The sequence below is a fragment of the Nitrosovibrio sp. Nv4 genome (assembly GCF_900215485.1).
Classification (GTDB): Bacteria; Pseudomonadota; Gammaproteobacteria; order Burkholderiales; family Nitrosomonadaceae; genus Nitrosospira.
Window position 1 is genome coordinate 1120535 of sequence record NZ_OCMZ01000001.1, and the last position, 19003, is coordinate 1139537.

Consider the following 19003-nt stretch of genomic DNA (forward strand, 5'->3'; position numbering starts at 1 on the left):
TTCTCATACTTTTTGGCAGATTGAGCGCCTCCCCGAACATATTTGATTTCAATACCGCTGCGGCTCCGGGTTGGCCGCCAGGCGCATCTTCTCGCCTGAACCTCGCTATATTGATTTCGGTAATTTTCCACGCAATTGTGTTGTTCGGTATCAATTTCAAATTCCCGCTCCCTGAAAACGGCAAAGCGGGCATGCCGTTGGAAGTGGTGCTGGTGAATAGCAAGTCCGCATCCAAACCGAACAAGGCGGATACCCTCGCACAGGCCAACCTGGATGGCGGAGGCAATACCGACAGCGATCGTCGGGCCAAAACTCCTTTTCCGATTACACCAAAGCCTAAACAGGCGGGGGATACGCCCGTCTCCGCCCCCACCCCCACTGCCACGCCCACGGTCACGCAAAAAACGGAGCAGCTTGAACAGGAAGCAGAGCGATTGATGACAGCGGTCAATAACGACGCCGATCAAAGCGTTTATCAGGCCGATCTCCCTTTTGCGCAATCCGAAGAGAATCGAGCTATTAATGCCGGTGATCTGGTTCAGCGGGGCTTTGAAATCGCTCGGCTGGAGGCACAGACTGCACGGAATTACGAAGCTTATCAAAAGCGGCCCAAGCGCAAATTCGTCGGCGCCCGTACACAGGAGTACCGGTTTGCGCGTTATGTCGAAGACTGGCGCCTTAAGGTGGAGCGGGTCGGCAACCTCAATTACCCGGAAGCAGCGAGACGCGAGCAGCTTTATGGAAGCTTGCAACTCACCGTCGGCATCAAATCCGATGGAAGCCTGGAATCGATCGAAATAAATCGGCCCTCGGGAAAAAAAGTGCTGGATGAAGCAGCGATACGAATCGTTAACCTCGCCGGCCAAAACGGGTTTGCTCCTTTCCCACCCGATATCGGCCGAGATACCGACGTTCTCCACATTACCCGTACCTGGGTTTTTACCCGCTCGGATGAGCTGGCGAGTGAATAATCGGCGCCGGTCTGACGGTCGCCGTTCTTGAGACCAGGTCGTCTGGTCGGCACTGCCGATGACTGATTTCTATGCGGTCATTGGCAACCCCATTGCGCACAGCAAGTCGCCGTTGATTCATGTCGAGTTCTCCCGGCAAACCGGTCAGGATATGCGTTACGAGGCCATACTGGCGCCGATGGATGCATTCGCCGCGACGGTAACCGGTTTCAGGCAGCGCGGTGGCAGGGGTGCGAATGTGACGGTTCCATTCAAGCTTGAAGCCTGGGAGATTTCGAACAGCCTGACTGAGCGGGCAGCAGCAGCCCAGGCGGTTAATACGCTCGTGTTCGAGGCTTGCGGGATTGCGGGTGATAATACGGATGGGGCCGGGTTGGTGCGCGATATCGTAGTCAATCTGGAATTTTCACTTAAAGCCAAGCGGGTTTTGCTGATGGGCGCCGGAGGCGCGGCCCGGGGTGTTGTATTACCGCTGCTGGAACATGAGCCTTGCATACTTGTCATCGCCAACCGTACCAAACAAAAAGCTTATGAATTGCAGCAGCAATTTTTACGCCACGGCTACGGAAACATCGTTCCCGCAGATTACGCTGATCTTGCTGGCGAAAAATTTGACCTCGTCATCAATGCCACCTCAGCCAGCTTGCAGGGCGAGTTACCTGCACTTCCCCCCGATATTTTTGCCGCCGGGTCTCTGGCTTATGACATGATGTACGGCAGTGGATACACGCCTTTTCTAAAATATGCCAGGCAACAGGGCGTGACGCGCCTGGCTGACGGCATCGGCATGCTGGTAGAGCAGGCAGCAGAATCGTTCTTTTTGTGGCGTGGAATACGGCCAAAAACGGCGCCGGTAATTGAAATACTCCGATCTTCGATAAGTTAAAAGCATAATGGCGCCACAAACACATGGGAATGTTCATCAAGCGCTGGTTCTGGCGGATTCTTTTGCTTTTCATCGGTGCGATACTTGTTTATCAGTCCTGGATTTTCAGCCATGTGGTTTACTGGAATTTTTACAATCCATCTTCCAGCGCTTTCATGCAAGATCGCCTGGACGCATTACGCAAAAGAGATGCTGCTGCGGTATTGCGTGCGCAATGGGCACCCTACGATAAGATTTCTCCGAGTCTCAAGCGGGCAATTATCGCTGCAGAGGACAGCAAATTTCTGGGGCATGAGGGGTTTGATTTCGAGGCCATTCAGAACGCATATGAGAAAAACCTGAAAAGGGGCAGGCTGGTTGCGGGCGGATCCACTATCAGTCAGCAGCTGGCAAAAAATCTGTTTCTTTCCGGCGAAAAAACCCCTTGGCGGAAAATCCAGGAAGCCCTCATCACGTTGATGCTGGAGAACGTGATGTCCAAACGCCGCATTCTGGAAATTTATCTGAACGTGATCGAATGGGGTCATGGAGTGTTCGGTGCTGAAGCGGCGGCCCGTCACTACTATGGCGTCTCGGCCTCTGCTCTTACTGTAGAACAAGCCGCTCGCCTCGCCGCCATGATTCCCAATCCGCGCTTCTACGACAAGCATCGTAATACATCCTGGTTGTCGAAGAAAACCGGCATCATAGTCAGCCGGATGAAATCGGCGCGGATTCCCTGAAGTTCGAACGATGCGCAGGAGGCGCGCTCACTTTGCGTTCGTCACCCTGCCTGTCATAATATCGGGCCAAAATTTCCCTACAATCAGACACCCTATTCCACCAAGGGCGATCCGAAATGACAAAAGCAAGTAACCGCAGGGAGACCGAAAATCTGCAAGAGCATTTGCAGCGGGTAATCCATTTGTTGTACCAGCACAAGCTGGTGGAAGGGCTCGTGCAAACGCAGACAATGCCGCATCAGGAGTTTGAGGAAGCCCTGATGCACAGGCAGAGCCTCACCGAGCTGCGAACGCTTCTTGACAAACTTCACCCTGCCGACGTCGCCCATATCCTGGAGGCGATGCCGCTGGAAGACCGTCTTTTGATCTGGGACCTGGTCAAGGCGGAGCGCGACGGCGAAATTCTTCTGGAAGTCTCGGACGCGGTGCGCGAAACGCTGATCGCCACGATGAACAGCGGAGAGATGCGCGCCGCCGCAGAGCAACTCGACGCCGACGAAATCGCCGATATCGCTCCTGACCTTCCGCGTTATGTTCTTGATGATGTGTTTCAGTCGCTTCCGATGGAGGAACGCGAGAAGTTGCGGGCGGCCATGTCCTATTCGGACGATTCGGTCGGTGCGCTGATGGATTTCGAGGTTGTGACTATTCGGGAGGATGTGACGCTGGAAGTGGTGCTGCGCTATCTGCGGCGGCTGGAGGAACTGCCCGACCATACTGATCAATTATTCGTTGTGGATCGGGAGGAGCATGTCAAGGGCATACTACCGGTAAACCGGCTGCTGGTGAGCGACCCCGATGCCAAGGTGGGTTCAGTGATGACCACGGAGATGGTGGTCTTTCATCCCGATGAGAAGGCACACGAAGCGGCACAGGCATTCGAGCGCTATGATCTTGTTTCTGCCGCAGTGGTAAATGTGGAAGACAAACTGGTGGGACGCGTTACTGTCAATGCGGTGATGGATTTTATCCGCGAGGAATCCGCGAGCGAAGCACTGAGTCTGGCGGGTCTGCGGCAGGAAGAGGATTTGTTCGCGCCAGTCTGGAAAAGCCTGAAGAACCGCTGGACCTGGCTTGCGATTAACCTGGTAACCGCTTTTATTGCATCGCGCGTAATAGGCGTATTTGAAGATTCAATTGAAAAACTGGTTGCGCTGGCAGCGCTGATGCCGATCATAGCCGGGATTGGCGGCAATTCCGGCAACCAGACCATCACGATGATTGTACGGGCACTTGCTTTGGGACAGCTTAATGCAGGCAATGCCCGGATGCTGTTTGCCAAGGAAATAGGTGTGAGCGCCGTGAACGGGCTGGTGTGGGGCAGCGTGGTAGGGTTATTCGCGTTCCTGATTTACCGCAGCATTTCCCTGAGCCTGGTGATGACGCTCGCTATGATGTTGAATCTGCTGCTGGCGGCGTTAGTGGGGGTGCTGATTCCGCTCACGCTTCACCGGCTGGGCCGCGATCCGGCAGCGGGCTCCAGCGTCATGATTACCGCAGTCACCGATAGTGGGGGATTTTTTATTTTCCTGGGGTTGGCTACAATTTTTCTTGTGTAGCATTCTGGTCCAGTCAAACTCCGGAGGGCGCTACGATAAGGGCGGCTGCACACGTTGGACGCCGGGCTAAGGCAGAATTTTCTCGCCAGCAGTCAGTTGCGCTATCGATTCGCGCTCACGAATAAGATGAACACGATCGCCATCCACCATCACTTCGGCAGCGCGGGGGCGGGTATTGTAATTGGAGCTCATGCTCATGCCATACGCGCCAGCGGACATGATCGCAAGGAAGTCTCCCTGGGAGAGTGCCAGGTTCCGGTCATGCCCCAGAAAGTCGCCCGTTTCGCAAACCGGCCCGACAACCTGGTAAGTTTTAACGCTACCGTCATCCCTGGCATGGACCGGAAGGATTTCATGATATGCATCGTACAGTGCCGGGCGCATGAGATCGTTCATGGCAGCGTCCGCGATGGCGAAATTCCGATGCGCCGTATGCTTGAGATACTCAACACGCGTAAGCAACACGCCGGCATTTCCCACCAGCGCCCGGCCGGGTTCGATCAGGATACGCTGCTTACGCGGGCCAATACCAGCGCATAAGGCTTCGACATATTCCCGGGCCCGTGGCGGGTTCTCCCTGGCATAACGTATTCCCAACCCACCGCCCAAATCCAGATGATCGATTTGCAACCCCTGATTCTCGAGGCGATCAAGTAATCCGAGCATTTTCTCGCTGGCTTCGGCAAAGGGGCCGAGTTCGGTCAACTGCGAGCCTATGTGGCAATCCAACCCAGTAATGCGTATGTTATGTAGCCCTTTGGAAGCTGAATACAGCGATTCCGCCTCATCGAAGGGAATGCCGAATTTATTCTCCTTGAGGCCGGTAGAAATATAAGGGTGGGTTTTGGCATCCACATCGGGGTTGACCCGCAGGCTCACGGGCGCAATTTTATTCATCTCTCCGGCAACCTGATTCAATACTTTCAGCTCCGCTTCCGATTCCACATTGAAGCAGAATATGTCGGCGGCAAGTGCCGCCCGCATTTCATCAGGCTGCTTGCCGACCCCGGAAAAAACTGTTTTTTGCGGATCGCCTCCCGCTTTCAGTACACGCTGGAGTTCTCCGCCGGAGACAATGTCGAAGCCGCTGCCAAGGCGGGCAAATAAGTTGAGAATGGCCAGATTGGAATTGGCCTTGACCGCGTAGCAGACCAGATGATCGCGCCCGGCAAACGCGGCGTCAAATTCCTCGTAAGCGGCAACCAATGCCGCCCGCGAATAAACATAACAAGGCGTGCCAAACTCCTGAACAATATGTTCCAGCGATACTGATTCGCCGTACAGCCTGGCATTGCGATAATTGAATGAAGGAAATCCGCTCACTTATCTTTCTCTTCATCCTGAGATTGCCGCGGCTGTGGCTGCGGTGAAGGCGTCTCTTTCTGCGGAAGGTAGAGAGGCCCCTTGAGACCGCAGGCACTAAGCAGCAAGACTATGAGGAGGGAAGTGGTGAGCGTGCGCATGGATTAGTAAAAGAGTGATGAGGTGGAAATACTAACACAAAGGCTAAGAACCTCTGAATACGTCCCTAGGTTTGCCAGCAACGCGCTCCATGGAGGATCTATTCAGAGGCTCTTCTGAACAGTAAATATAGTATTTTCGGTTTGATCCGACTGGTAGTGTCAGAGTCGATTTTTGGAAATGGCGCAATTGTGCCATCGCGATGACTGGCTTCCGATACAAAGCAGTCGTTCATGCATAACTGCCAAAAGCATATGATGCGAGTAGGCTTTCGAGCCGATATAGCTTCTTTGTATCCACAGCTCCAGTTTGCATAGACAGCGGAGTCATGTTACTGACGGTAAAAGCGCAGCTGTCGCGGTCCGCCGGAGCGTAAGGTTATGTGTTGTGGGTATTTTGTCTATTGATCATGGCGTCGATTTTTTCAAGTAATGTTCCGCTGTCGCATTTTCCCATGGCCTTAAAGGCATTCGAGAGCAATGAAGGATTGCAGGCATACATGCTCTTTACAAATTCAGGGATTACGCCGCTGTGCAAAATTGCTTCTTCAACCATGGCGGCAAAATTCTTGCTACTGACACAGAATGCATCCTCATTTTTAGAAATTATTGAGCTGATTTCCTTCAGTAGCCCTGATGCGAAATGGTTCTAGTTGCCTGCCATCCCCACATCATCGCCAATAGTGCTGACAGGTAAACGCCCGCTTCTGGCACTTTCAAGTAATTGTCATCTGATACAGGCTGTCAGATCAAGTATCCAACATATCGAACCCTTGCCATCACCCAACGCCCCTCAATTTCTTCCTAGCCGCCGCATAACCCGGATATACGCTCCCCACTATCCGCCAGAACGCTTTTGAATGATTCATTTCGATGAGGTGCGACAACTCGTGCGCTACGACGTAATCCACCAGATCGAGCGGTTTCTGGATTAGTCGCCAGTTGAGATGGACGACGCCGCGGGAGTTGCAACTGCCCCATAGGGTCCTGGCACGCGATAACCGCAGTTTTGGCAGCTCAACGCCAAGCTTATGCGCATACAGCGCAATGCGCTCGCTGAAGCAAGTCATTGCCTGATGACGGTACCATTCCATTACCGCGCTTTCTATTTGCTGGGCTGTGAGGGCGGACGGCAGAGGTAATGTCAGTTGCTTATCCTCAAATTCGCTATTCAAATTGGCCGGAACCATTTGCACAGCGCCAGCAGCGGTAACTGTCACCTGCCAGGGCTCTCCCAGCAATGAGAAAACTGCCCCTTCGTGCCACATGAGCTTGGCGGATTCTCGGTTTTTCCATTCATCGAGTTTTTGTACGATCCAGTCGGCTTTTTTTTGCAATACCGATTCCACCCAGCGTAACGACTCTCTCAATGGAATACGGACGGTTAAGCCCTCACTGTTTATTCTCATGCCGATGGTTTTTCGCCTGCAGCGCATGAGGGTGTAAGCCACATCAGTGCCGTTCAGGCTGATACGGCGAAGCTCGCTTGCTGCCAGGTTACTCGTCCTGGGAGATTGGGGTGAGTTTCTCTTCATGTTCATTATCCGGATTCGGGTTGTCGATGTGCGCCATCTCCGCTTCGATCCACGACTCAACTCTGGCATTGAGATCGGCAGGCTCCATACCGGCGGGATCTATCGGCACGCCGATGCTGACGGTTATCGTGCCGGGCAGTTTGATGAGGGCGTTCCTGCCCCAGAACCGTCCCGCGTTATGCGCCACAGGTATCACCGGCGCACCGGTATGCGTGGCAAGCCATGCGCCGCCTATGCCATATCTGCCTTTTTTGCCGGGGGCTATGCGTGTTCCTTCCGGGAAAACCACTATGCAGAACCCTTTCTTAAGCCGGTCTTTCCCCTGCTCGACGACCTGTTTCAGCGCTGCTTTTTTCGAACTGCGGTCGATCGCTATCGGACTGGTCATTGCCAGTCCCCAACCGAAAAATGGAACAAGCAGCAACTCTTTTTTCAGCACCCACACCTGGGGTGGGAATATCTGCTGAAACGCGAGTGTTTCCCACGCGGACTGATGTTTGGATAGGATGATGCTCGGCGCCTGAGGAATATTTTCCATCCCTATCACCCGATAACGGATGCCACAGATGATACGGAGCAGAAACAACATCAGATGCGCCCAGCCGGAAGTGATGCGATAGCGCTTGAGCGGGTGTAGCGGGAATGCGGCGAACACAATCAGGAAATAAAAGGGAGTGATAACGACCTGCAAGAGCGTGTATAACGCCGAACGCAGCGCCGACAAAACCCAATTCATTGGGTCAGGGCATCGACAGCCGCGGAGAGATTGGAAAATACTTTAGTATTTTCCGGCAACCCACCCTCTGCTTTGGTTTTTTTTCCTTTGCCCGTCAGTACCAGGACCGGGATCGCAGCGACTGCGGCCGCAGCCTGCAAGTCGCGCATCGAGTCGCCGATCGCAGGCACGCCTTTCAACTCCACGCCAAAGCGGTCGGCGATTTCCTTGAACATTCCAGTTGCCGGCTTGCGGCAATCGCAATTGTCCGCATTGGCATGAGGGCAGAAAAACATCGCATCGATGCGGCCGCCTGCCTGAATCACTGCCTTGCACATTTTGTCGTTAATGGCATTGAGCGCCACCATATCGAGCAGACCTCGGCCGATGCCGGACTGATTGGTGGCAACGACTACGCGATACCCCGCCTGCGTAAGATGTGCGATGGCTTCCAGACTGCCGGGAATGGGTTTCCACTCGTCGGGCGTTTTAATAAAGGCGGCACTGTCGTAATTGATGACGCCGTCGCGATCGAGAATGACCAGTTTCATGTTAGGTAGCCTGGATTTAAGTTGCCAACCTGGAGATATCGGCTACGCAATTCATGGCATGGTGTAACCGTGCGAGCAAGGCAAGCCGGTTGCGGCGCAACGCCTCATCTTCAGTGTTAACCATTACATTATCGAAAAAGTCGTCTACCGGCTGTTTTAACGCGGCCAGAATTTGCAGTGAAGCGTTGTAGTCGCCAGCCGCGAAGGCTACGTCGGCTTTGGGTACAATGTGGCTCAGCGTCTGGTGCAAAGCCTGCTCAGCAGGTACTTGCAGTAGCGAGGTACTGACCTCTTCTCGCATAGCGACATCAGCCTTCTTGAGAATGTTGCCGACACGCTTGTTGGTTGCGGCGAGACTTTCCGCTTCCGGTAACGCAGCGAAGGCGCGTACCGCTTCCAGCCGTTTTTTTACATCGTTCAACTGTTGAGGCCGCAGCGCAAGCACTGCGTCAATTTGTTGTGGAGAGAAGCGTGGGCGATCCTCGGCAGGTTCCGTATTAATGCGTTTACCTGGCTCAATCGCCTGCTCATCAGAGGACTCGATACTGAAATAGTAACGAAGCCGCTCATAAATGAAATCACTCAGCGCTTCTGACGTTCCGTTAATCTTCGGGCCAAAAATACCTGTAGTTTGCTCAAGTAAAGCATCCAACGGAAGCGGAACTTCCTTTTCGATCAATATTCGTATTACGCCCAGTGCATGACGGCGCAAGGCGAACGGATCTTTGTCTCCTGTTGGAATTTGTCCGATGCCAAACATACCCACCAGCGTTTCGAGCTTGTCCGCCAGTGCCACGCAAATACCGACCATATTACGCGGCAACGCATCTCCCGCGAATCGTGGCTTGTAGTGGTCTTCAATTGCATCCGCCACGTCGTCAGCCAATCCATCGTGTCTTGCATAATAACGCCCCATGACCCCTTGCAACTCCGGGAATTCGCCCACCATATCGGTGAGAAGGTCTGCTTTGGACAGCATTGCGGCTTCGCCAGCCTGCGCCGCAAGTTCGTTGCCGCCCAACCGAAGGCCAACCGCCTGCGCAACCGCCCAAATCCGCTCGACGCGCTCCGCCTGAGTACCCAGCTTATGGTGATAGACCACCTTATCCAAACCGGCGACGCGTGAAGCCAATGTCTTCTTGCGATCCTGATCGAAAAAGAATTTCGCATCCGCCAGCCGCGAGCGCAGCACGCGCTCATTGCCGGCAATTATCTGGCTGGCATCAGCCGGGCGGATGTTGGAGACGATTAGAAATTTATGAGAAAGCTTGTCGTCCGCGTCCAGTAGCGGGAAGTATTTTTGATGTACTTTCATGGTCAGGATCAAGCATTCCTGCGGTACATCCAGGAACTCGGATTCGAATTCACCAACCAGTACATTTGGCCGCTCGACTAACGCGGTAACTTCGTCTACCAATGCATCATCCTGGATCAATTTGAGGTTTTCCCGGCTCCCAATCGCCGTCAACTGGCGTTCGATTTCGGCCCGGCGCGCGGAGAAACCAGGGATTACCGCGCCCTCCGCTTTAAGCTGTTGCGCATAGCTGTCAGCGTCTTCCAATATCAGCGGGCTCATATTCGCTTCGAAGCGGTGGCCTTGTGTCTCGCGTCCCGCGTTCAAGCCCAACACACTGATGGGCACGATCTCCCTGTCATGCAGGGCGATCAGACCCTGCGCTGGCCGCACGAAATTCACCGTGCTCCAGCCGTCGCCAAGCTGGTAGGTCATCATGGTGGCAATCGGCAGCTTCTCAAGCGTTTCATCGATTGCTTTCTGTAAACCTTGTGTCAGCGTTACGCCTTTCACCATGCTATCCAGGAATAAAGCCTCTACCTTGCCGTCAAGTGCTCGCTTTAGCTGGGACACCGGCGGACAGGCGGCATCGCCGCAAAGGCTCCGTAATTTCTTGAGCAGTGCAGGTGTGGCTTGCCCGTTCGCATCCAGACCGACCGTTACCGGCATGAGTTTTTGCGAAATGGACTTATCAGCGGCTTGCGCCGCCACGTGTTGGATATGTACTGCGAGGCGACGCGGGGAAGCAAAAGGTGTGGCGGTAGCATCGTTCGCTGCCAGGCCTTGTCTCTTGAGGCTTATTGCCACTGTTTCCGCAAAACTGTCGCCGAGCTTCTTCAGCGATTTTGGCGGCAGCTCCTGGACAAGCAATTCAACTAGAAGATTCCGGGTTGTCAGACTTTGAGTTGCATTAGTCAAGCGGCTTTCTCCATCAACTGCCTGGCCCACTCGGGCGGCGCCATGGGGAAGCCCAAACGTTTGCGGCTCTCATAATAAGCTTGCGCTACGCTGCGAGCGAGGTCGCGGATTCGTCCCATGTAGGTGGCTCGCTCGGTAACGGAAATCGCACCGCGTGCATCAAGAAGGTTGAAAGTATGCGCTGTTTTCAACACCTGCTCGTATGCGGGTAGGGCCAGTCCCTCTGCCACCAGATGCCGGGCTTGCGCCTCGTGACTGGAAAAGGCATTCAGCAGGAAGCTCACATCGCTGTGCTCAAAGTTATAGGCGGATTGCTCGACCTCGTTCTGATGATAGACATCCCGATAAGTGAGCCCTTTTGTCCAGATTAGATCGAACACGTTGTCCACGCCTTGCAGGTACATCGCAAGCCGCTCCAGACCATATGTGATTTCGCCCGTGATCGGCTTGCAGTTCATGCCGCCGACCTGCTGAAAATAGGTAAACTGCGTCACTTCCATGCCATTCAGCCACACTTCCCAGCCAAGGCCCCACGCGCCGAGGGTCGGGTTTTCCCAGTCATCCTCGACGAAACGGATATCGTTTTGCTTAAGGTCGAAGCCAAGCTCTTCCAGTGAGCCGAGATACAGTTCCAGGATATTGGAAGGTGCGGGTTTCAGCACTGCCTGGAACTGATAGTAATGCTGCAAGCGGTTGGGATTTTGGCCGTAGCGTCCGTCTTTCGGCCGGCGAGTAGGCTGCACATATGCCGCTTTCCAGGGTTCGGGGCCAAGCGCGCGAAGAAATGTGGCGGTATGAGAGGTGCCCGCTCCCACTTCCATGTCATACGGCTGGAGTAGCGCACAACCCTGTTTATCCCAATATTGCTGCAAGGCGAGGATAATTTCCTGGAATGTGCGCATGGGAATGTCTGGACAAAATGAGGGTGCTTAACAACGCGATTTTACAGGTTTTTTCGTCTCCCGCGAGAAACGGGCAGCACGGCGATCAAAAGTATTATTCCTGCAAGTCCCAGCATCAGGCTATTGCCGAACCGGACATACGGTGTCGCCCCGGTAAATCCTTGTGCGATACCGTGCAATGCGGTCGTGGTAAACACTTCCGCTTCCTGCAGCACCTTGCCGCGCTCGTTAATGATGGCGGTAACCCCGGTATTGGTGGCGCGCAGCATATAACGGCCGGTCTCGAGCGCGCGCATTTGTGAAATCTGCAAATGCTGCCGAGGCCCGATGGACCGGCCAAACCAGGCATCATTGCTGACGTTGGCGAGTAGCGTAGCTTGCGGCAGTTGCTGAATTATTTCCTCCCCGAACACATCTTCATAGCAGATATTCACTGCCACCCGCTGCCCGGCGATATTCAAGGGCTTCTGATCAAGCCCGCCGCGCGAAAAATCTGATAATGGGAATACCTCAGTGACCCAGCCGAACAGGAATTTCAATGGAATGAATTCGCCGAATGGCACTAAATGGTGTTTCCGGTAACTCTGATCGGGCGAGGCGCCGAAGCTGAACATGGAATTATAGTATCCGTTGCCGCCACTGCCGCCACTGCTCCCACGCGGCACCTCGACCATGCCGACCAGGATGTCTCCGTCATTTTGCCTTGCATGGGTAGCAAGTTGCGCCAGGTAACTTGACGATACCTCGTCGCGGGCCAGCGGTATCGAGATTTCCGGCGTGACAATCAGGCGGCTCTTACTCTCCAGCGTAAGGGCGGCATACCTTTCCAGGGAGCTGACGAGTTGATCTGCACGCCACTTCAGGTCCTGCGAGATATTCCCCTGCAACAGGCTCACTGTTACCGGTTCGCCCTGTGGTTTGGTCCATTGGATATGCTGCAAGCCGAAACCGGTAACCCAGATTGCAAGCAAAGTGAACAGGTATTTTTTTTGGCGAAATTCTCGTTCAAACAACAGACATATAAGTGCCGAACTACTCACCAGTATCATTGAGACGCCATAGACGCCTGTCACTGGAGCAAAACCCGCCAGGGGACTCTGTGGAGCCTGAGAATACCCTAATGTCAGCCATGGAAACCCGGTAAACAAAACGCTGCGCAGCCAGTCGGACAGCCCCCACAGTGCGCCCGCAGCCAATAACCAGACCGAGGGCGAAGCGATCCGAAGTTTCTTCAATATCCAGCCTGCCGCCGCAGGGAATAGCGCGAGATAAGCGCACAGAACAATTAGCGCGATCACCGCAGCCGCCATCGGCATCCCGCCGAAATCGTGCAAGCTGACGTAAATCCACGTCACGCCCGCACTGAACATGCCCATGCCAAAAGTGAAGCCGAGCAGCGCCGCGTTAAAGGGCGTTGCACTCCTGCGCCAGAAATGGCACAGCAGCGCAAGCGTGAAAAGCGGAATCGGAAAAAGATAAAACGGCGCAAAACCGAGAACGGTAAGTGCGCCGATTAGAAATGAGATGCTTAATTGCGTGCGGATTGTATTTTTTGACACTTCAATAAATTTGTTTGCTAGATTTGATGCTGCGGGACAGATATTCCCTGCCCGGCCGGATCGGAGGATCAAGCTCCAGTAGCGGTTGATTCCCGGGACCCGATACGAACGGCTCGTGCGGGCCAGAGCAATATTGAAACGATCCTGAAGTTGCTTCTCGGCCTATTGAGGAGGCAATTCCAAGAATTCGTATATGGAAGTCAAGACAACACCTTTTCCTCGGAAACGAATACGTAAAAAACGCACGAACCAGTTGATATAAGAATCAAACAGTCATATTTTGTTTTTCGGCGCTTGATTCGGCAGCATTAATCTGAACGTCGAACCAACTCCTACTTCGGAATCGATTTCAAGTTTGCCACCCAGGAGTCGGGTAGCCTCCGTAGCAATGGATAGCCCAAGCCCGACGCCGGGCTTCCCATACGTATCGCCTCGCCGGAAGGCATCAAATAAATGAGTCAGATCTTCTGGCGCAATGCCAGGGCCCTGATCGCTGATGCTCAGCTCCCAACCGATGCCCTCCCCATTCGAGTTATTCCGGGCCGTTACTTTTATTCTGCCCCTTGAACTGTATTTTATTGCGTTACCCAGCAGGTTTTGCAACACAAGTATCAGCAGACTTTCGTCACTGATCGCCTGCGCGCCGGCCGGCACTTCCAACTCCAACGCCAGTCCCTTGGATTTGGCTTCGTGGGCTAGCTGACTGACAACTTGAGGTAGCAAAGAATTCAAATCGACAGGCTCCGCCACATGCTGAACATCGGTTCTGCGGAGTTGCTCGCACTGGAGCAATCGGTCCATTCCCATAGTGGTCTGAAGTATTGCTTGCTTGACGGACTCCAGGTCGATTGCATTGCTCGCATACTCGGGAATTTTAGCAAGTTTCATGGCGAGAAGCTGTATGTGAAGCAGGGCATGATGGAGGTGGTTCCGAAGATCATGCGAAAGAAATGAAAGATATTTGGATTGAACTTCGGTAGAAGCACTGATTTGCTGTTGCAGGTGCTCGGTAAACATGACGATTCCACTTTGAAGGGCCGTGTCCACGGCCATGTTCAAGGCGATATTATTTCGCACATCCAGTCTCTCATCCAGTTCCTCGGAAATTTGCTGGATAATGACCCGGCGAAGCAGCCGGTACTCGACGACCAGTTCGCGCATATTATAATTTTCCTGAAAGCGGGATTCTCCATGCAGCTTGCTGCCTTCCACGAGATCGCGGGTGGCGACGGGTTGATCCGAAGCAAACGCATCGATAATCTCCTGCAGGATCAAGGGTACGGAATCCCGGAGACTCTTGAGTGTGAGCGCGTCGGCAGCCGGCAGTGTAAGAGCAACAGCAGATTCCCATTCCAGAAGAATGGAATCCTTCCGCAACGTCAGAGCCGATGCGAGAAGAGGGAAGGAGTGGTACGCCAAGAGGTCAAGCGTCAAGTCGTCAGTCGACATAAATGCACCTTGTGCGCGTTTTCAATGCTGGATAATTTCGACGGATGTTACTGCTGATTTTGAGATAGCTTGCAGCTGCTCGCGCTTCGGCGTTGTCACCGCGGTTTACTGCCCAAGCAGCGGCTTGGACGAACTGCAGACAAAGCGAGAAAGTATACCTTACCTGAGATTGGTGTATGGGAACTAGCACCCTTTATTCTGCAGATTTTATGTTAGACTCTGCACCTCAAAAGCCATGAAGGGAATGAGGGATATCATGCCGGGCAACAAAGACAAAGTTTCAGTGCAAAAGCCGCAGGCGCTGACAAAAAAAAGATTGCGCTGGCTCATTCTGTTATCCAGTTTTCCGTTATTCGGCATGATGGCGGCTTTTGGTATTGCACCGAATACTTCATTGGAAGAGGTGCCCGTCCAGCAGGTCGTCCTCGGCCTCGAGCTTCCTGAAATCCAACTTGATTCCAGTGCCGACATGATGTTTTGGCGGCAGGAACGCATTCAGCGCGGCGACACTTTGGCAACTCTGCTTTCCCGCCTCGATGTGGATAATCAGGAAGCGCTGACTTTCATGCGCGATGCCAGGGATATGAAGGCCATACATCAACTGGTGGCCGGCAAGACCATCCATGTGCAAACTACGGCTGCGGGTGAGTTGCTTCTGCTCCGTTACTTTCCTGGCGGCAGCGAGCAGATGGTGGTGGAAAAGACCAATGGCTCATTTAAGGTAAGCGAGAAACCGGCCCAGCTGGAAACCCACATCCAGATGAAATCGGGTGTAATAAACACCTCATTGTTCGCTGCTATCGACAACGCGGGTGTGCCTGAAAGTGTTGCTACTCAAATTGTCGATATTCTGGCGTCTGAAATCGATTTTCATCGGGATTTGCGCAAGGGCGATCGTTTTACGGTGGTATACGATTCCCTTTATGGCAATGGCGAGCCTGCCAGAGCTGGACGAGTACTCGCGGTGGAATTCGTCAATCAGGGAACGCCCTATCGGGGATTATATTTCGAGGTGGACAACGGAGAAAGCGGTTACTACACACCTGACGGGAAAAGCCTGAAAAAAGCGTTTTTGCGCTCACCGCTGGAGTTTTCGCGCATCAGCTCCGGTTTTTCCGCCGGTCGCTTCCATCCCGTTCTGAAAACATGGCGCGCGCATAAGGGAATTGACTATGCTGCGCCCACAGGTACGGGGGTGAAGGCCGCAGCCGATGGGACTGTGGCATTTGCCGGCTGGCAGGGCGGCTATGGTAACGTCATTTTCCTGCAGCATCAGGGATCGTACTCCACGGTTTACGGTCACTTATCAGCTTTCGCCAAAGGCTTGCGCAAGGGGCAGCATGTCCGCCAGGGCGACATTATCGGTCGTGTCGGCGCAACGGGAATGGCTACGGGTCCACATCTGCATTATGAATTCCGTTTCAAGGATGTCCAGCGCGATCCCTTGAAGGTGGCGATGCCCACTGCGAATCCCGTCCCATCCAAACATATGGCTGGATTTTACGAATATACGAAATCATCGATGGCCAGGCTGGACATGCTGCGCGGCACCAGCCTCGCATTTCTTGATTAGCCTTGAATCCGGCGTTAATCCGAAATAGCGAGTTACATGGGCCATAGGCGGAAGAATTTGAAGACCGCTTACTATATCGGAATCATGTCGGGCACCAGTCTGGATGGGATAGATGCGGTGCTGGGTGATTTCAGTTCCTCGCCTCCATCCCTGCTGCACACCTTTTATCTGCCCTACGAAGCAGATTTACGCAACCGCTTGCTGGATCTGCATTACCCAGGTCAGGATGAGCTGCACCGCGCAGCCGTGCTTGGCAATGAGCTTGCCCGTCATTATGCCGAGGCGGTGGCGGGCCTGCTTGCCAAAAGTGGCCTTAAACCGGGCGACGTGGCAGCCATCGGTTGTCACGGCCAGACCGTACGCCACTGCCCGCAATCAGCGACAGGTTATACTATTCAGTTGTGCAATTCAGCATTGTTGGTCGAACTCACCGGCATTGCCGTGGCGTCGGATTTCAGAAGCCGCGATATAGCCGCGGGGGGTCAAGGCGCTCCTCTGGTTCCGGCGTTTCATCAGGTCTTGTTCCGAGATTCTCGAATTCATCGTGTCATTGTCAATATTGGTGGGATCTGCAATCTCACCAACCTCGCGCCTGGTGGAGAAGTCAGCGGTTTCGACTGCGGACCCGGCAATATGGTGATGGACGCATGGAGTTGGCGGCATACGGGTGAGGTATATGATGAAAACGGGGCGTGGGCCGAATCCGGAAAAATAATCCCCGCGCTGCTTGAAAGCCTCTGGGCAACTCCATTTTTTTCCATGGCGCCCCCAAAAAGTGCTGGCAGAGAGCTGTTCAATCTTGCCTGGCTCGATAGTTATTTAACCGGAGAGGAAAAGCCGGCCGATGTGCAGTCGACGCTTCTGCAGCTGACCATTCGGGGAATTGCCGAGCCGCTGTTTGCCTATTTCCCGGATGCGGCAGAAGTTTATTTATGCGGAGGGGGAGCGCATAACGCGGCGTTGGTAACGCGATTGCGTGTGGCGTTGCCTGACAAGAAGGTGTTATTAACCGACAGTCTCGGCGTCGATGCAGACTGGCTGGAAGCGTTTGCTTTTGCCTGGTTGGCAAAACAGCTGATCAGGGGGATTTCTGCCAATCTTCCCGCGGTAACTGGCGCAAAAGGTCCCCGGCTGCTCGGTGCGATATATCCCGTTTGATTCCGACAATGAAGACGTATCACGTCCCCATTTTTCTCTGCAAACAAAAACGGAGGCCTGAGCTTCCGTTTTTGTTTTAATCCTACCCGCTGCCGTAAAAAACACGCCGCTGTATCGTCTGGCGCACCCCTGGTTACATGGAAAATGAGGATCCGCAACCGCAGGTACTGGCAGCCCCTGGATTCTTGATAACAAATTGCGCGCCTTCGGCGCTTTCCTGATAATCGATTTCCGACCCCGCGAGGTACTGAAAGCTCATCGCATCTATCAGGAGTTTCACGCCATTCTTTTCCAGCACGATATCATCTTCACTCGTCAGCTCATCAAATGTAAAGCCGTATTTGAAGCCGGAGCATCCTCCACCCGCCACAAATACTCGCAACTTGAGATCGGTGTTTCCTTCTTCTTCGATCAATTGTCCGACTTTGTTTGCCGCGCTATCGGTAAAGATCAACGGAACCTGCATTTCGGCAACCAGGTTAGCCTCGGTTGGTGCGTTCATATTGAATTTTCCGAATAAATTAACTAGAAAAAATTATCCCCTGCTATTGCGCAAAGGTCAATCACCCTTGGCGACAGGAGAGGGTATCAGCGTCACCACCTTGTTGTCGGGTTGCGCCTCCAGATGATGAAGCCTGCCATCAACCGATGCGCCAAGTTGTATCTCCATGGTTTTGTAATGGACATCGCCGAAGATTCTGGCTTGCGGTTGCAACTCTACATATTCGCTAGCATAGATGGCGCCTGTTATGGAGCCATTAACAACCGCGTGAGAAACCTGGATCTTTCCCTCGATGACGGCCTGATCGCTTAACACCAAGGCGCTGGGCCTGTCTCCCAGTGCGATAATGTTTCCGGTAACATGGCCGTCTATGCGCAATCCGCCGCTGAAGCTGATATTGCCCTCGATATGGGTGCCTGCGCCGATAAGCGAGTCAATCTGGTTTTGAGGTTTGCCTGTTTTTTTTCCGAACATTCTCTCTCCTTCACAAAGACAGATTCACGGTCTGTGTTAGCCTTGCCTGCGCTACACCTTTTTCAAACACCTTCACTTGCATGCTGTCCACAACGGCGTCCGGCGGCAGATGGAAGGTATTTTCTATTCGCTGGTAAAACTTGAAGGTCACGTCACGCGCCTTTGATGTGCTGTCGGCAAGAGGTAACATCATTTTTTCCCCATTTTGCTGGAAATTGACCGAAAATTCCAGGCTGCCCTGAAAATCCTTCGGGCGCTGCCCGCCCTGCACCAGCAACATGCTATAACGATATTCTCCGGGCAAGTTGCCCCGTTCCAGCTTTAAACGCCCGATCGAAAGCCGCTGCTCGGTTTTTCCGGTAGCCGACCCGAGACTCTGGAAAAACGCCAGATTCTCTTTCAGGCGAATATTTTCATCTTCCAGGCCCTTGATCTGCCTGGTGATATCTTCCCGCGCGACGAGGTCCATCTGTACCTGGCGATCAAGGCCTGCCACTTTCATTCGCAGTTCGTCGTTATCCTGCTGAAGCCGTGCATTCACCTGTGATAACCGATCCAATTCATGGCTTGTTTCATTCTTGTCAAAACCTGCAAACTTGCGGCCGGCATCGTACATCCCCCAGGACAGAACCACCGCCAACACAGCGAGGGTACCGACAACCAGCCATCGCACGTAAGCGGGTGTTTGCGGACGTATCGCCACTCGCGGCGCTGATATCCCGAACTTCCTCTTAAGCGATTTAATCATAACCTGAGCAATGCCTCATGACATCAA

Annotated in this window: 19 protein-coding genes; 7 read left to right on the forward strand and 12 right to left on the reverse strand. The window is 53.5% G+C overall.

Annotated features, from left to right (window positions below; translation table 11 throughout):
- The first annotated feature begins 20 nt into the window (after positions 1-20).
- From CRO05_RS04980 to mgtE, 4 genes are all read left to right on the forward strand, one after another.
- Positions 21-971: an energy transducer TonB gene (locus CRO05_RS04980; protein ID WP_097066069.1), complete on the forward strand. Its 951-nt coding sequence runs from the start codon at positions 21-23 to the stop codon at positions 969-971.
- Positions 972-1029: 58 nt separating this feature from the next.
- Positions 1030-1857 (forward strand): shikimate dehydrogenase, encoded by an 828-nt coding sequence (gene aroE, locus CRO05_RS04985; RefSeq protein ID WP_097066070.1) that lies wholly within the window; start codon positions 1030-1032, stop codon positions 1855-1857.
- 29 nt (positions 1858-1886) lie between these two features.
- On the forward strand, positions 1887-2579 hold the full coding sequence (gene mtgA / locus CRO05_RS04990) for a monofunctional biosynthetic peptidoglycan transglycosylase (protein WP_097066678.1): 693 nt from the start codon (positions 1887-1889) through the stop codon (positions 2577-2579).
- A gap of 116 nt (positions 2580-2695) precedes the next feature.
- Positions 2696-4138, forward strand: coding sequence for a magnesium transporter (gene mgtE / locus CRO05_RS04995; protein WP_097066071.1), 1443 nt, complete (start codon positions 2696-2698; stop codon positions 4136-4138).
- A gap of 66 nt (positions 4139-4204) precedes the next feature.
- Here mgtE and lysA read toward each other — a convergent pair whose 3' ends face one another.
- The gene (lysA, locus tag CRO05_RS05000; RefSeq protein WP_097066072.1) at positions 4205-5461 is read right to left on the reverse strand and encodes a diaminopimelate decarboxylase; all 1257 of its coding nucleotides are present in this window, start codon (positions 5459-5461) and stop codon (positions 4205-4207) included.
- Positions 5458-5601, reverse strand: coding sequence for a lipoprotein (locus tag CRO05_RS16105; RefSeq protein ID WP_097066073.1), 144 nt, complete (start codon positions 5599-5601; stop codon positions 5458-5460). The genes lysA and CRO05_RS16105 overlap by 4 nt, the downstream gene beginning before the upstream one ends.
- 407 nt (positions 5602-6008) lie before the next feature.
- Between CRO05_RS16105 and CRO05_RS05010 the strand changes: the two genes are divergently transcribed.
- Positions 6009-6251, forward strand: a complete 243-nt coding sequence (locus CRO05_RS05010) for a hypothetical protein (RefSeq protein WP_143860886.1) — start codon at positions 6009-6011, stop codon at positions 6249-6251.
- Positions 6252-6377: 126 nt separating this feature from the next.
- On the opposite strand, the gene CRO05_RS05015 is transcribed toward CRO05_RS05010, so the two are convergent.
- The 7 genes from CRO05_RS05015 to CRO05_RS05045 form a co-directional block, all read right to left on the reverse strand.
- Positions 6378-7133, reverse strand: a complete 756-nt coding sequence (locus tag CRO05_RS05015) for a M48 family metallopeptidase (protein ID WP_235001292.1) — start codon at positions 7131-7133, stop codon at positions 6378-6380.
- Entirely contained in the window at positions 7096-7869 is a 774-nt protein-coding gene (locus CRO05_RS05020) for a 1-acyl-sn-glycerol-3-phosphate acyltransferase (RefSeq protein WP_181319735.1), read from the reverse strand. Before CRO05_RS05020 ends, CRO05_RS05015 begins: the two co-directional genes overlap by 38 nt.
- On the reverse strand, positions 7866-8399 hold the full coding sequence (gmhB, locus tag CRO05_RS05025) for a D-glycero-beta-D-manno-heptose 1,7-bisphosphate 7-phosphatase (protein WP_097066075.1): 534 nt from the start codon (positions 8397-8399) through the stop codon (positions 7866-7868). Before gmhB ends, CRO05_RS05020 begins: the two co-directional genes overlap by 4 nt.
- A gap of 16 nt (positions 8400-8415) precedes the next feature.
- The gene (gene glyS / locus CRO05_RS05030) at positions 8416-10590 is read right to left on the reverse strand and encodes a glycine--tRNA ligase subunit beta (protein ID WP_097066681.1); all 2175 of its coding nucleotides are present in this window, start codon (positions 10588-10590) and stop codon (positions 8416-8418) included.
- A gap of 17 nt (positions 10591-10607) precedes the next feature.
- Complete coding sequence (gene glyQ / locus CRO05_RS05035) at positions 10608-11513, reverse strand: glycine--tRNA ligase subunit alpha (RefSeq protein ID WP_097066076.1); 906 nt, start codon at positions 11511-11513, stop codon at positions 10608-10610.
- Positions 11514-11554: 41 nt separating this feature from the next.
- The gene (lnt, locus tag CRO05_RS05040) at positions 11555-13072 is read right to left on the reverse strand and encodes an apolipoprotein N-acyltransferase (protein WP_097066682.1); all 1518 of its coding nucleotides are present in this window, start codon (positions 13070-13072) and stop codon (positions 11555-11557) included.
- 273 nt (positions 13073-13345) lie between these two features.
- The gene (locus CRO05_RS05045; protein WP_097066077.1) at positions 13346-14521 is read right to left on the reverse strand and encodes a HAMP domain-containing sensor histidine kinase; all 1176 of its coding nucleotides are present in this window, start codon (positions 14519-14521) and stop codon (positions 13346-13348) included.
- Positions 14522-14777: 256 nt separating this feature from the next.
- Between CRO05_RS05045 and CRO05_RS05050 the strand changes: the two genes are divergently transcribed.
- The gene (locus tag CRO05_RS05050) at positions 14778-16094 is read left to right on the forward strand and encodes a M23 family metallopeptidase (RefSeq protein WP_097066683.1); all 1317 of its coding nucleotides are present in this window, start codon (positions 14778-14780) and stop codon (positions 16092-16094) included.
- Between the two features lie 57 nt (positions 16095-16151).
- Complete coding sequence (locus tag CRO05_RS05055; RefSeq protein WP_235001293.1) at positions 16152-17252, forward strand: anhydro-N-acetylmuramic acid kinase; 1101 nt, start codon at positions 16152-16154, stop codon at positions 17250-17252.
- 133 nt (positions 17253-17385) lie between these two features.
- Here CRO05_RS05055 and erpA read toward each other — a convergent pair whose 3' ends face one another.
- The 3 genes from erpA to CRO05_RS05070 are packed head-to-tail and all read right to left on the reverse strand — an operon-like array spanning position 17386 to position 18976.
- Positions 17386-17754 (reverse strand): iron-sulfur cluster insertion protein ErpA, encoded by a 369-nt coding sequence (gene erpA, locus CRO05_RS05060; RefSeq protein WP_090880176.1) that lies wholly within the window; start codon positions 17752-17754, stop codon positions 17386-17388.
- 57 nt (positions 17755-17811) lie between these two features.
- Complete coding sequence (locus tag CRO05_RS05065; RefSeq protein ID WP_097066079.1) at positions 17812-18228, reverse strand: polymer-forming cytoskeletal protein; 417 nt, start codon at positions 18226-18228, stop codon at positions 17812-17814.
- Between the two features lie 10 nt (positions 18229-18238).
- Positions 18239-18976, reverse strand: coding sequence for a DUF6776 family protein (locus tag CRO05_RS05070; RefSeq protein ID WP_235001294.1), 738 nt, complete (start codon positions 18974-18976; stop codon positions 18239-18241).
- Between the last annotated feature and the right edge of the window lie 27 nt (positions 18977-19003).